Origin of the sequence: Kitasatospora sp. NPDC058406 (assembly GCF_042722765.1) — a bacterium.
Classification (GTDB): Bacteria; Actinomycetota; Actinomycetes; order Streptomycetales; family Streptomycetaceae; genus Kitasatospora.
In genome coordinates, this window is record NZ_JBHXKE010000243.1 from 1 (window position 1) to 13,483 (window position 13,483).

General features: G+C 74.3%; 10 protein-coding genes and 4 pseudogenes. 12 read left to right on the forward strand and 2 right to left on the reverse strand.

The features are described from left to right. Positions 1–235 precede the first annotated feature (235 nt). Positions 236–871 carry a DinB family protein gene (locus ACFWOG_RS33460; protein WP_329951070.1) on the forward strand — a complete coding sequence of 212 codons (636 nt, stop codon included), beginning with the start codon at positions 236–238 and terminating at the stop codon, positions 869–871. A 65-nt stretch (positions 872–936) separates the two neighbouring features. Here ACFWOG_RS33460 and ACFWOG_RS33465 read toward each other — a convergent pair whose 3' ends face one another. Then, on the reverse strand, positions 937–1,521 hold the full coding sequence (locus tag ACFWOG_RS33465; RefSeq protein ID WP_329881866.1) for a pyridoxamine 5'-phosphate oxidase family protein: 585 nt from the start codon (positions 1,519–1,521) through the stop codon (positions 937–939). 177 nt (positions 1,522–1,698) lie between these two features. Here ACFWOG_RS33465 and ACFWOG_RS33470 point away from each other — a divergent pair, with 177 nt between their 5' ends. From ACFWOG_RS33470 to ACFWOG_RS33485, 4 genes and pseudogenes are all read left to right on the forward strand, one after another. Continuing rightward, positions 1,699–2,508: a DeoR/GlpR family DNA-binding transcription regulator gene (locus tag ACFWOG_RS33470; protein WP_329951071.1), complete on the forward strand. Its 810-nt coding sequence runs from the start codon at positions 1,699–1,701 to the stop codon at positions 2,506–2,508. Between the two features lie 565 nt (positions 2,509–3,073). Beyond that, on the forward strand, positions 3,074–5,218 hold the full coding sequence (locus ACFWOG_RS33475; RefSeq protein ID WP_380362948.1) for an alpha-galactosidase: 2,145 nt from the start codon (positions 3,074–3,076) through the stop codon (positions 5,216–5,218). Between the two features lie 146 nt (positions 5,219–5,364). Then, positions 5,365–7,038, forward strand: a pseudogene (locus ACFWOG_RS33480) (NPCBM/NEW2 domain-containing protein); the annotation flags it as partial. A 33-nt stretch (positions 7,039–7,071) separates the two neighbouring features. Further along, a pseudogene (locus tag ACFWOG_RS33485) lies at positions 7,072–7,491 on the forward strand (NPCBM/NEW2 domain-containing protein); the annotation flags it as partial. A gap of 78 nt (positions 7,492–7,569) precedes the next feature. On the opposite strand, the gene ACFWOG_RS33490 reads toward ACFWOG_RS33485, so the two are convergent. Continuing rightward, positions 7,570–8,004, reverse strand: coding sequence for a CBS domain-containing protein (locus ACFWOG_RS33490; protein ID WP_329951074.1), 435 nt, complete (start codon positions 8,002–8,004; stop codon positions 7,570–7,572). Positions 8,005–8,153: 149 nt separating this feature from the next. On the opposite strand from ACFWOG_RS33490, the gene ACFWOG_RS33495 reads away from it, so the two are divergent. From ACFWOG_RS33495 to ACFWOG_RS33525, 7 genes and pseudogenes are all read left to right on the forward strand, one after another. Next, a complete protein-coding gene (locus ACFWOG_RS33495) occupies positions 8,154–9,068 on the forward strand; it encodes a helix-turn-helix domain-containing protein (protein ID WP_329881862.1) in 915 nt (304 codons plus the stop codon). A 61-nt stretch (positions 9,069–9,129) separates the two neighbouring features. Next, positions 9,130–9,615, forward strand: coding sequence for a VOC family protein (locus tag ACFWOG_RS33500; RefSeq protein WP_380362951.1), 486 nt, complete (start codon positions 9,130–9,132; stop codon positions 9,613–9,615). A 5-nt stretch (positions 9,616–9,620) separates the two neighbouring features. Next, positions 9,621–10,022: an MmcQ/YjbR family DNA-binding protein gene (locus ACFWOG_RS33505; protein WP_380362953.1), complete on the forward strand. Its 402-nt coding sequence runs from the start codon at positions 9,621–9,623 to the stop codon at positions 10,020–10,022. Positions 10,023–10,057: 35 nt separating this feature from the next. Further along, on the forward strand, positions 10,058–11,239 hold the full coding sequence (locus tag ACFWOG_RS33510) for a saccharopine dehydrogenase (protein WP_380362955.1): 1,182 nt from the start codon (positions 10,058–10,060) through the stop codon (positions 11,237–11,239). Beyond that, positions 11,236–11,910 (forward strand): TetR/AcrR family transcriptional regulator, encoded by a 675-nt coding sequence (locus ACFWOG_RS33515; RefSeq protein WP_329951078.1) that lies wholly within the window; start codon positions 11,236–11,238, stop codon positions 11,908–11,910. The genes ACFWOG_RS33510 and ACFWOG_RS33515 overlap by 4 nt, the downstream gene beginning before the upstream one ends. A 122-nt stretch (positions 11,911–12,032) precedes the next feature. Next, a pseudogene (gene ligD, locus ACFWOG_RS33520) lies at positions 12,033–12,911 on the forward strand (non-homologous end-joining DNA ligase); the annotation flags it as partial. A gap of 165 nt (positions 12,912–13,076) precedes the next feature. After that, positions 13,077–13,483, forward strand: a pseudogene (locus tag ACFWOG_RS33525) (DNA ligase); the annotation flags it as partial.

Sequence of the window (13,483 nt, forward strand, 5' to 3'; positions counted from 1 at the left end):
ACAACGCCGCTGCACCGACCACACCACCGGTCAGGTCCAGCGGCGTCGTGCATCCCCCCACACCCCCACGGATGCGCAAAACCCACACCACGCGCGAGACGGACCCGAAAAGGTGTCGCCGCCCGGCCGCCGCTGTGGAAGGGTTCGGCCGGTCGGACCGGACGGTCCGGTGCCGCGCCCCTGCCCGCGCCCGGCGCACAGCTCGCACGCGCGCGCCCATCGGAGGAACGTCCGGATGACCCTGCCCGCACGTCTGGTCCCCCTGCTGGAACAGTTCGACTTCGCGCACCGCCGCCTCTCCGACCGGCTGGCCGGACCGGTGATGGACAGCGGCAACGGCACGGACGTCCCGGTCGGGCCGCTCACCGACGACGAGTACCTCTGGGAGCCGGTCCCCGGCTGCTGGTCGGTCCGCCGCCACGCGGACGGCCCCGGGGAGCGCGCCACCCTGCTCGTCGGCCCCGGCACCTGGGGCCGCGACGCCTCACCGGCCCCGCACCCCGTCCCGCCTCCCTTCACCACCCTCGCCTGGCGACTGAGCCACCTGACCGAGATGCTGGCGCTGCGCGCCGACCACACGACCGGCACCCGCTCGCTGACCAGGGACGACCACCCGGTGAGCGGCGACGCCGACTCCGCGGTCAAGGGCTTCGACAGCGCGGCGGGCGCCTGGCGGGCGACGCTCCTCGCGACCGACGACGCCGCGCTCGACACCGTCGGCCACAGCGCGTACCCGTACGGCAGCGACCCGGAGGATCCGTTCCTCGACATCGTCTGGTGGGTCAACCAGGAGTTGCTGCACCACGGCGCGGAGATCGCCCTGCTCCGCGACCTCCACCGCTCCCGCGCGCGGCCGGAACCGCTCTCCTGACCGGAGCCGCCGACCCGGACCGGTTACGCGGGCCGGTTACGCGGGCCGGTCGCGCGGGCCGGTGGTCACGCGGGCCGGGCCGGCAGGGGGAGCGGCAGCGCGGGCAGCCCGTCGAGGCTGGTGCCGACGTACGGCTTGCCCTCGCAGTAGGTGTTGAACTCCTCGTCGGTCTTCCGCCCGAAGTACTGCGTGTGCAGGTCGCGGTCACCCTGGTAGTCCATCAGCGGCACCGCGAACCCGCAGGAGTCGCTGACCCGCTCCGCCACCACCAGCACGATCGCCCGCAGCCCCGCCCCGTCGACCGCCGGGTCGAACTCGCCCAGCAGCCCCGCGAACCGCGGGTCGTCGCGGAACACCGCCTCGCCCTTCCCATGCACCCGGACGACCGTAGGCGGCCCGTCGAACGCGCACCACATCAGCGTGACCCGCCCGTTCTCCCGAACATGGGCGAGCGTCTCCGCCGTGGAGCCCCCGAAGTCCAGGTAGGCGAGGGTGAGTTCGTCGATCACCACCAGCGTCCCCGCCCGTCCCTTCGGCGAGACGTTGACGTGCCCCTCGCCCGCCAGCGGAGCGCTGGCGACGAAGAACACGGGCTGTCGCTCGATGAACCCGCGCAGGCGGCCGTCGATCTTCTCGTATGTCTTTCCCATACGACCATTCTGGCGACTGCGCCGGCCGGGCCGATCGGATATTCGCCATCCGAGACACTCCGGGGCGGCGCTCCCGCCTGCGGCTTCCCGCCCCGACCGGCCGCGACCCCGCCGGGTTGACTATCCTTTGGGGCCTGTTCGCTTCCGATGTTCTACCAGGGTGAGGGGAGTCGGGTCTTGGCCGACACCGGGCTGCTGGCCCACCAGCGTCAGGCGCTGATCGCCGAGATGGTGCGCCGCAGCGGGGCCGTGCGCGTCGCCGAGCTGGTCGATCAGCTGGGCGTCTCCGACATGACCGTGCGCCGCGATCTCGATGCGCTGGAGCGTTCGGGTGTGGTGAAGAAGGTGCACGGCGGCGCGGTCGCCGCCTCGGGCACCGCCATCGACGAGCCGGGTTTCGAGGCGAAGTCCGGTCTGGAGTCCGCCGCCAAGGCCGCCGTCGCGGAGGCCGCGGCGACGCTGGTCGAGCCGGGGAGCGTGATCGCCATCGCGGCGGGGACCACCGCCTACGCGGTGGCGGCCAGGCTCCTGCACGTGCCGCGGCTCACGGTGGTCACCAACTCCCTGCCCGTCGCCGAGCTGATCCGCTCGGCCGGCGAGAAGGGGGAGCCGGGCTCGCCCTCGCTGCTGCTGACCGGCGGTTCGCCGACGCCGTCCGCCGCGCTGGTGGGCCCGCTGGCCGACCTGGCCGTCCAGTCCCTCCACGTCGACCTGCTGATCCTGGGGGCCCACGGGGTGTCCGAGAAGGCCGGCCTGACGACGCCCAACCTCGCGGAGGCCCAGACCAACCGGGCGCTGGTCGCCTCCGCCCGGAGGGTCGCCGTGGTGGCCGACCACACGAAGTGGGGGGTCGTCGCGCTCAGCGGCTTCGCCACGCTCGACGAGATCGACGTCTTCGTCACGGACTCGGAACTCAACGCCCAGGCCCGCAGCACGCTCGCGGAGACCGTCGGGGAGCTGGTCGTCGCACCGCTGCCGGAGGCGTGACCGCTGCCGGAGGCATGACCGCCCGACCGGCAGCGGCGGCCGGGCGCCGTTCCGCCGGACCGAGTCGGCGCCGCCGGCGACGAGACCGCGCCGCCGTTCCCGGACGCCGGGGACGGCGGCGTCGAGCGTCCTCGTCACACCCTTCACGCGGTCGCCCCGGACGGCGCCGACCCGTGGCACGAGACCGTCCTCGGCGCAGGCCGGGCCGGGACGCCGCGGACACCCGGCCGTCGGAGGCCGGCCGCGCCGTCCCGACCTCCCGGACAGCCCGAACGGCCTGCGGTCCCACCGCTGGTTCGCGCCACAACGGACCGCCTCAATCAATCAGAACCCAACCCATTCAAACGTCATGTGAAATATCACACCTTGCAGGCGCTCGCCGTCAAGCCCTGGCAGCTGTCGAGATCGAGCCGTGACAGGCCATATGGGACAAGCAAGTCGCGAATGGACAGGTCCATGCACACCTCTTGAGGGCGCCTCACGGGCATGCCTATGCTGCGTTGCTTTCCGTTTGAAAAACAGACAGAAAGCACCACCTGGCTCCCCCACCCACCTTGGAGCACCCATGCGCAGACCCGCGCCGCGCCTCCTGCCGCGCACTCTGCTCGCCCTCACCCTGGCCGCGTCCGGGCTGGCCGCGACCGTCCTCGGTCCCGCCGCGGCGACGGCCGCCACCCGCCACGCCCCGAGCGCCGGACAGGCCGGCCCGACCTCCCCGGAGGCGACGGGTACGGCCCAGGACGGCGGACTCGCCCCCACCCCGCCCATGGGATGGAACTCCTGGAACACCCTCGGCACCGGCGTCACGCAGGAGGAGGTCGTCCAGACCATCGACTTCATGTCCTCCCGCGGCCTGGTCGCCGCCGGCTACGACACCGTCACCGTCGACGACGGCTGGTCAGTGGGCCACCGCGACGGCCAGAGCACCGACCTGGTCAAGAACTCCTACGGCGCGATGCAGCTCTACGACGCCGCGGGCAACCCGGTCAGCGGCACCGACGGCACCGGGTCCGACCCGACCACCGGCCACCTGGTGCCCCACCCGGACCGCTTCCCCTCCCGCGTCGTCGACGGCCGGACCGTCAACGGCATCGAGTACCTGTCCTGGTACGCCCACCGCAAGGGCATGAAGTTCGGTCTCTACGCCACGACCACGTACACCACGTGCCAGGGCCGTCCCGGCAGCCTGGGGCACGAGAGCGTCGACGCCGCCGACTTCGTCGCCTGGGGCGTCGACTTCGTCAAGTACGACGACTGCCCCTACGGGCCGCCCGTCCTGGGTCCCGACGGCCACAACTACGGCACCCAGGGCCAGGGCAGGGAGCTCACCCGCTCGATCTACGCCCGGGTCCAGGACTTCCGCCGCGCCCTGGACGCCGCCTCGGCCGCCCGGAACAGCCCCCGCGTGACCCTCAGCGTCTCCGCCCAGCCCGTCCACACCGGCGTGCCCCACCTGCTGGCCGGCGACGACCCGGCCCGTACCGATCCGGTGGTGGTCGCCGCCGGAACCCCCGCCCGCGAGGCGCCCGGGTACGCGCCGACCGGCGTCTGGTGCGGCCAGGTCGCGAGCCTCTGCCGGATCGGCGGCGACCGCGGCCCCGACCTCGAAGGCGTGCTGTACAACGGACAGTTGCGGACCTCGCTCGGCCACCCCGGCAACGTCCGGCCGGGCAGCTGGAACGACATGGACATGATGTTCGCCGGTTGGCAGGACCCGTACGGCCTGTACGGGGTCACCGACCACTGCACCTGCCACAAGCCGATGACCGACACCGAGTCGCGCAGCGAGATGGCGATCCTCGCCATGATGGCCTCCCCGTTGATCTCCGGCACCGATCTGCGCACCGCGGCGGACTCCGTGCGGACCGACGAGGGGTACACCTGGTCCACCGGCATCTCCGACTCCGCCCTGGCGATCTACAAGAACGCCGACGTCATCGCGGTCGACCAGGACCGTCTCGGCAAGCCCGCCACCCTGGTCGGCGCCCCGCCGACCGGCAGCACCGCCCCGCTCGTCCTCAAGCGCCCCCTCGCGGACGGCGACACGGCCGTCCTGCTCGTCAACCAGGACCCGGCCGGCTCCCGCACGATCTCCACCACCCTCGCCGAACTCGGCCTGACCGGCCCGGGTTACACGTCCAAGGAGCTCTGGACCGGGGCCACCGGCACCGTGACCGGCGCGCTCGGCGCCCAGGTCGCCCCGCACGGCGTCGCCATGTACCGCCTCAAGGCGCTGCCGACCACCGTCCCGGCCGCCGTCATCGGCGACGGCCGGTACCACGGCATCAGCGCGGGGGGCACCGGCGGCCAGGCCCTGGAGGTGCGCGGCACCTGCAGCTCGCCCGACGGCTCGACCGTCGGCGTCAACACCTGGTGGAGCTGGCACACCTCGGAGCAGTGGATGTTCAGCCCCAACCCCGACGGCACCGTGCACATCACCGACAACTGCCGCACCGACACCCAGGTGCACGGCACGCTGACCGGAGGCAACGGGCCCGGCTGGGCCGCCTGGGTGCTCAACCGGTACGACCCCGCCAGCCCGCACCAGAAGTGGCGGGTCGTCCAGGACACCGCGACGGGCGCGCTGACCATCACCAACGTCGCCACCGGGCTGGCCCTGAACGCCCCGCAGGCCGCCCCGACCTCCACGGTCGTCATCAGCCCGCCGGACCCGGCCGCCGCAGGCCAGTCCTGGACGCTGCTCTCCTGAGCCACCGCTCCCGCACAGCCGCACAGCCATGGTTCCCGCTCCCCCGCACCAGGGGCGCCGGTCCCGGCCCTCCGGCCGCCCGGCGCCCTCCCCGAACCAACTTCCCTGTGCACCAGCCAGTTCGGTTCCGACCCCATGGAGGACTCGTGCGATCCCCCAACCGCAGGCCGGCCCGCCGCGCAGCGACGGCGCTGACCGCCCTCGCCCTGTTGGCCGGCGGCACCGCCCTGACCACCGGGCTCCAACTCGCCGCCGCGCCCCCGGCGGCAGCCCTCGACAACGGCCTCAACCTGACGCCCCAGATGGGCTTCAACAACTGGAACTCCACCTACTGCGGCGCGCAGTTCAACGAGGCGATGATCAAGGGCATCGCCGACATCTTCGTCAGCAAGGGCCTCAAGGCGGCCGGGTACCAGTACGTCAACCTCGACGACTGCTGGGCACTGCCCGACCGCGACGCCGCCGGCAACCTCGTCCCCGACCCGGTGCGCTTCCCCCACGGCATCAAGTCCCTCGCCGACTACGTCCACGCCAAGGGCCTGAAGTTCGGCATCTACTCCAGCGCCGGCGACCGCACCTGCGACGTCAAGGGCTTCCCCGGCGGCCTCGGCCACGAGCAGCAGGACGCCGACCTGTGGGCCTCCTGGGGTGTGGACTACCTCAAGTACGACAACTGCAACAACCAGGGCGTCAACGCGCAGACCCGCTACAAGGCGATGGGCGAGGCTCTGAAGAAGACCGGCCGCCCGATCCTCTACAGCATCTGCGAGTGGGGCAGCACCGGCCCGTGGAACTGGGCGCAGCCGGTCGGCAACTCCTGGCGCACCACCGGGGACATCAGCGACACCTGGCAGAGCATGATCTCCATCGCGCAGGCCAACCAGGGCCTCGCCGGATACGCCAAACCCGGCGCGTTCAACGACCCCGACATGCTGGAGGTCGGCAACGGCGGCATGACGGGCACCGAGTACCGGACCCACTTCAGCCTCTGGGCCCAGATGGCCGCCCCGCTGATGATCGGTACCGACCTGCGCACCGCCGAGCCGGAGACCTTCGAGATCCTCACCAACACCGACGTGATCGCGGTGGACCAGGACCCGCTCGGCCGGCAGGGCACGGTGGTCTCCCGGGAGGGCGGGCTCGTGGTCATGAGCAAGCCCCTGGCGGACGGCAGCCGCTCGGTCACGCTGACCAACGAGGGCTCCTACGACACGACCGTCACCACCACCGCGCAGGCCGTCGGCATCGGCGGCGCGACCTCCTACACCGTCAAGGACCTGTGGTCGAAGAAGTCCACCACCGGCGACGGCACCCTCAGCGCCGTCGTGCCCGGACACGGCACCGCGATGTTCCGCGTCACCCCGCGGTCGCCGGTCTCGCCGCCGAACGGGATGACCCAGCTCAGTGACCTGCCGTTCGGCTCCGTGACCAACATGTGGGGCCCGGTCGAGCGCGACCGCAGCAACGGCCAGCACGAGCGGGGCGACGGACAGACCATCAGCATCCGCGACACCGCCTACCCGAGGGGCCTGGGCGTGCACGCCGGCAGCGACATCGCCTTCCACCTGGGCGGCACCTGCAGGAACCTCGTCACCGACGTGGGGGTCGACGACGAGGCCTACGGCAACGGTTCGGTCGTCTTCCAGATCTACCGGGACGGCACCAGGGTCGCCGACAGCGGCACGCTCACCGGCAAGGACCGGGCCAAGCGGCTGACCGCCGACCTCACCGGCGCGAACGAGCTGCGCCTGGTGGTCACCGACGCCGGTGACGGCACCAGCTGGGACCACGCCGACTGGGCGGGTGCGCGGATCGCCTGCGGCAACGGCCCGGCGGCCGGCACGCACCAGCTCTCCGACCTCGCCTGGTCCTCCGCGGGCAACAGCTGGGGCCCGGTCGAGAAGGACATGAGCAACGGCGGCAACCAGGCCCGGGACGGCCGGACCATCACCATCGCCGGCACGACGTACGCCAAGGGCCTGGGCGTCAACGCGTTCAGCGAGATCGTCTACTACCTCGGCGGCGCCTGCTCCTCGGTCACCACCGAGGTCGGGGTGGACGCCGAGGCGGAGGGCCGGGGCACCGTCTCGTTCGAGATCTACAAGGACGACGTCAAGGTCGCCGACAGCGGCCGGGTCACCTCGGCGACCCCCGCGAAGCGGCTGACGGCCGACCTGGCCGGGGCGAACGAGCTGCGACTGGTCGTCACCGACGGCGGTGACGGCACCAACAGCGACCACGCCGACTGGGCCGCCCCGGTGCTCACCTGCTGACACCGGCACGACGACGGGAGCCCCCGCGCCGGACGGCGCGGGGGCTCCCCTGCGGCCGGGCGCGGCAGGACCGCGGCGTCACCGCTTCATGTAGACGCTGTCCATGAACTCGATGATCTGCCGGTCGGTCAGGCGCTGTCCGTCGCGGTGGCCCATCGCCAGGTCGGCCTCGCTGATCATGCCGACCAGCCGCTCGCCGTCGATGACCGGGATCCGGCGGATCTGGTGCTGCTCCATCTTCCTCAGCACCGCGTCCATGCTGTCCTCGGCCCTGACGCAGTGCAGGTGCCCGGCGAGTTCCATGGCCGTCATCCCGGCCGGGTCCCGCCCTTCGGCGATACATCGCAGGACGATGTCGCGGTCGGTGATGATGCCCTTCAGCTTCTGGTCGTCACCACAGATCGGGAGGGCGCCGACGTTCATGTCGCGCATCATCATGGCGGCCTCGGCGAGCGTCTGGTCGGCGCGGATGCACTGGGCGCCGGTGTGCATGATGTCTCGGGCAGTCGTCACGGGGACTCCTCCTCAGGATCTCCCCCCGAGCACCGGGCAGTCCGGTGCGTTCACCATAGGCACGACGCCGCGGGCCCGCGAGCCCACCGCCCGCGGGCCCGGTGACCGGCCGGTCACCGCCGGGGCCCGGACGGGCCGATACTGGAAGCGTGACGGAGCAGCCGGCCGGTACGTCCGGTGGAGCGACGACGACCCGCGACGTGGTGGACGAGGCGGTCCGGGCCCGGCCCGCGACGGCCCTGCGCCCGTACGTGGCCTGGTACTCGGGGTACCGCCAGCGCGGACTGGCGCCCGCCCTGCACCGGGGCCTGCCGTCCCCGTACCTGACCTTCATCCTCACGCTGGACGAGCCGCTCACCATGGCGGGCCACCCCGACCCGGCGCAGCCCCCCGGGAGCTTCACCACCCTGGTCGGCGGCCTGCACACCGCCCCGGCCCTGATCACGCACGACGGCCGCCAGTCCGGCATCCAGCTCTCGGTGCACCCGCTGGCGGCGCGCGCCCTGTTCGGTCTGCCCGCCGGGGAGCTCGCCGGGCTGGACGTGCCGGCCGAGGCCGTGCTCGGTCGGACCGTCGAACGGCTCCAGGACGCCGTACGGGCGGCGGCCGGGTGGCCGGAGCGGTTCGCGGCGCTGGACGGCGCGCTGCTCCGGCTCGCGCGCCCGTCCGGCCAGGTGCCGCCGGAGGTCGTCCGGGCCTGGCACGTGCTGCGGCGCAGCGGCGGGGCGCTTCCGGTCGCGGACCTCGCCCGCGAGACCGGCTGGAGCGGGCGGCACCTCCAGGACCGGTTCCGCCGGGAGACCGGGCTGACCCCGAAGGCCGCGGCCCGGGTGATCCGGTTCGACCGGGCCCGCCGGCTGCTGGTCCCGACCGGCCCGGTGCCCCGGCTGGCGGAGCTGGCCGTGCGGTGCGGCTACTTCGACCAGGCGCATCTGGCCCGCGAGTTCCGTGCGCTGGCCGGGTGCGCGCCGAGCGTCTGGCTGGCCGAGGAGGGCTCGGACGAGGTGAAGTTCCGAAACGTCCAAGGCGAGCCGGTCGTGGCGGCGCCAGAGTGGGACGCATGACGGCCGACCGGCCGGGCGTCCGCCCCGTCCCGGCCGCCGCTATCCCGAGGAGGCATCCGCCATGGACACCGAGACCACCGACACCGGGACCACGAACGCCGGGACCACGAGTACCGCGGCCGCGAGCGGCGGGGCCGCACCGGCCCCCCAGGTCTGGCCGAGCCTGCGGGCCGCCGACGCCCGGGCGCTGATCCGCCACCTGGTGGAGGCGTTCGGATTCGAGGAGGTCGTCGCCTACGGCGAGGGCGACTTCGTCACGCACGCCGAGCTGGCCTGGCCGGAGGGCGGCGGGGTGATGCTGGGCTCCGAGCGGCCGACGCCCGAGGGCTCCGCCCCCTGGCCCGGCGGTCCGGGGTCCTTCACCGCGTACGTGGTGACGGCCGACCCGGACGCCGTGCACGCGCGGGCCGTCGCCGCCGGGGCGCGGATCACCGCGGCGCCCGCCGACACCGACTACGGGTCGCGGGGCTTCGCCGCCGCCGACCCGGAGGGCAACCACTGGCACTTCGGAAACTACCCGGGCGCGCCCCGCCCGTCGGCCGGGTGACCCCGGTGGCCGACCGCCCACCGGCCGGCCACGCACCGTTCGACGGCGGCCCGGCCGCCGTCGAACGGCTGCGGGCGATCTGCCGGGCGCTGCCGGAGGTCGACGAGCGGGTCAGCCACGGCGAGCCGACCTGGTTCGCGGGCACCGGCCGGCGGGCGCGGGTGTTCGTGATGCTCGCCGACCACCACCACGACGACCGCCTCGCGTTCTGGTGCCCGGCGGCGGCCGGTGCCCAGGAGTTCCTGACCGCCGAGGACCCCGACCTGTTCTTCCGGCCCCCGTACGTCGGCCACCGGGGCTGGATCGGCGTCCGTCTCGACCTTCCGGCGCTCGACTGGGAGCGGGTCGAGGACCTGGTCGGGGACGCCCACGCACTGGTGTCGGGCCGGGCCGGCCGGCCGAGCTAACGCCCCTTTTAGGTCGGGTGACCTATTTTTCTCTCATGACCACCTCCGACACCACCGAAGCCACCGCGGCCACCGCGGCCACCGGCAGCACCGACCACGCCGGCACCCGCCCCGCAGGCGTCCACGACGCCCTCACCCACGACCCCGACGGCCCCGTCCTGCTGGTCGGCGGCTACGGAACGGTCGGCGGGGAGCTGGCCCGCCTGGTCGCCGCCGACCACCCCGTCCTGCTCACCGGCCGGACGGAACAGCGCGCCGCCGCCCTCGTCCAGCAGCTCGGCGGCGCCCCGCACGCGGCCTTCCGCCGCTGGGACCTCGCCGACCCCGCGCCGTTCACGGCTGCGGTGCGCGCCGTCGTCGGCGTCGTCAACGACCCCGACGACCGGGTCCTGCGGGCCGCCGTCCGGGGCGCGGTCCCGTACGTGGACGTCACCCGCTGGACGGCCCGGCTCCAGCGGGCCGCCACGGTGGCCGCCCTGCTGCGCCCGACCGCCCCGGTCCTGCTCTCCTCCGCCTGGATGGGCGGGGTCACCAGCCTGGTCACCGCCGCCCTGGCCGAGCGGCTCGGCGGCGCGGAGCGCGTCGAGACCGCCGTCCGCTGGGACCTCGCCGACCGCGCGGGCGCCGACTCCGTCGAGTTCATGGACCGCCTCGGTCTGGACTACGAGGTGATCCGTGACGGCCGCCGCCGCCCGGTCACCCCGCTCAGCGACGCCCGGACCGTCCGGATCGGCGCCCACCCCACCCGGGTGGCCTGCATCGACACGCCGGAGCAGTTCACCCTGCCACTCGTCCTGGGCACCGCGACCGCCGTCACCCGGATCGGATTCAGCTCCCTGACCAGCACCCGCGCCCTGCTGGCCGCCAAGCACAGCGGCTTCTTCCGCTGGGGCCGGGGCGACCGGTGGGAGCCCGCCCGCCGGGCCCTCCTCCACTCCCCCGGCGAGGGCGGCACCGCCCTCGTGCGCGTCGACGTCTCCCACGCCGGCCGGACCCTCAGCGCCGTGATCGAGGACCGCGCCGGACAGGCCCACCTCACCGCCGTCGGCGCCCTGCTCGCCCTGCGCCGCGTCCTCGGCACCGACGGCGCCGCGCCGCCCGTCGGTGTGGCCTTCCCCGAGCAGGCCCCCCGGCCCGCCCGGGTCCTCCCCGACCTGGCCGACCTCGGCGTCACCGTCGAGGTCCGGTCCGCCCACGACACGAAGGCGGCCGCATGACCTCCGCACCCGGCCCCGGGCCCGACTCCGAAGCCGCCCCCGTTCCCGACCCGCTTCCCGACCCCCTCCCAGACCCGCCTCCCGGAACTGCGGCCGGCGGCCGGGGACGGAAGGGGGCGCAGCGGCGGACGGAACTGCTCGACGCGGCGGAGGAGGTGCTGGTCACCGGGGGCGGGGCGGAACTCTCGATGCGGGCCGTGGCCACGGCCGCGGGGGTCCGGCTCGGGCACCTGCAGTACTACTTCCCCACCCACGCCGACCTGGTGGCAGCCGTCCTGGAGCGGGTGCTCGGCCGCTCGGCGGAGCGCCTGGCACCGCTGCTGGCGCCGGGCACGGACGACCGGGCCGGGGAACTCGTGACGGCGTTGCTGGCGGAGCAGGAGGACGCCCGGCTGGTGCGCCTGTTCGCCGAGGTGTGGGCACTCGCGGCGCGGGACACGGCGGTGGCGGGCGCCGTCCGGCGGTTCTACGACGAGTACCGGGAGCAGGTGGCGGCGTTCCTGGCCCGGACCCGGCCGGAGCTGCCGGAACAGGTGCGCCGGGCCCGCGCGGCGGTCTTCGTCATGCTGGTGGAGGGAGCCGCCCTGTTCCGCTCCGGGGTGGCGGGCGACCGGGAGCCCGCCTCCGACGGGGAACTGCTCCGGGCCGCGCTGGCGCTGCTCGGCCCCTGAGTCGGCGGCTCCCCGGGCAGGGTCGCGCCGGGTCGGGAGTACGGGCAGACTGGCCGCAGGGGGCCCGGCCGGGACGCCGTGCCCGCCCGGGCCTGACGACCGGTGCAGGCTCGGAGGCGGCGATGCCGCAGATGCTGGTGGACGGGCGCACGCTCGCGCTCTCGCACCTGGACAAGGTCTACTTCCCGCGGACCGGCACCCTCAAGGGCGAGGTGCTGCGCTACTACGCCGCCGTCCACACCGCACTGCTGCCGCACCTGCGCGACCGGCCGGTGTCGTTCCTGCGCTGCCCGGACGGCGTGGCGGGCGAGGTGTTCATCGCCAAGAACCCGCCCGCCGGGACGCCCCGCTGGGTGCGCACCGTCGAGGTGCCGAGCAGCGGCGGGGACCTCCGTCAGGTGGTGCTGGACGACGGGGCCGCGCTGCTCTGGGCGGCGAACCTGGGCTGCCTGGAACTGCACGTCCCGCAGTGGCACGCGGCGGAGCCCGGGACGGCCGACCGGTTGGTGCTGGACCTCGACCCGGGCGCCGGAGCCACCGTCCTCACCTGCCGGACGGTGGCCGGGCTGCTGCGCGACCGCCTCGCGGAGGACGGGCTGGAGGCGTGGGTGAAGACCTCCGGCGGCAAGGGACTGCACCTGCTGGTGCCGCTGGAGCCGACGCCCAGTCAGCAGGTCTCCGGGTACGCCAAGGCGCTGGCGGCCGAGCTGGAGGCGGGCCACCCGGACCTGGTCGTGCACACCATGGCGAAGGCCCGGCGCACCAACCGGGTGCTGGTCGACTGGTCGCAGAACGCCGCCCGGAAGACCACCGCCGCTCCCTACACCGTCCGGGCGCAGGAGCGGCCGACGGTGTCGACGCCGCTGACCTGGGAGGAGCTGGGACGGGCCCGGTCGGCGGAGGCGCTGGTGTTCACGATCGCCGAGGTGCCGGAGCGGCTGGCCCGGCTCGGGGACCTGTATGCACCGCTCCTCGACCCGGAGCGGGCCCGCCCGCTGCCGCGCGCCACCGCCGCCCCGGGACCGACCGGCCCCGCTTCCGCCACCGCTTCCGCACCCGCTTCCACCACCGCACCCGCACCCGCGGCCGCCGCTTCCGCTTCGGCCCGGACGGTGCGCCGGCCCGCCGTGGCGGACCCCGCCGTCCTGGAGCCCCCGGTGGAGGTCATGCGCCCGGCCGCCGTCCCGGCCGTCCCGGCGGCGGACGGGCTGGGCGGTTCGGGCGTGCTGTACGAACTGAAGCTGGACGGCTTCCGCTGCGTGGCGTTCGCCCGCGGGGAGCGCGCGCCGTACCTGCAGACGCGTTCGGGCCGGGACCTCGCGGCCGACTTCCCGTCGATCGCCGCCGCCGTCGCCCGGCTACCCGCCGGACTCGTGCTGGACGGGGAGCTGGTCGCCTGGCGCGGCGGCCGGTTCGCCTTCGAGGAACTGCTGCGGACCCGGCAGGCGCGGGCCTCGGAGGACGTGGCGCTCGGGTTGATCGCCTTCGACCTGCTGGCCCTGCCCGGGCGGGACGTCCGGCGGCTGCCGCTGACCGACCGGCGGCGGCTGCTGCTGGCCGCCCTGGCCGACGT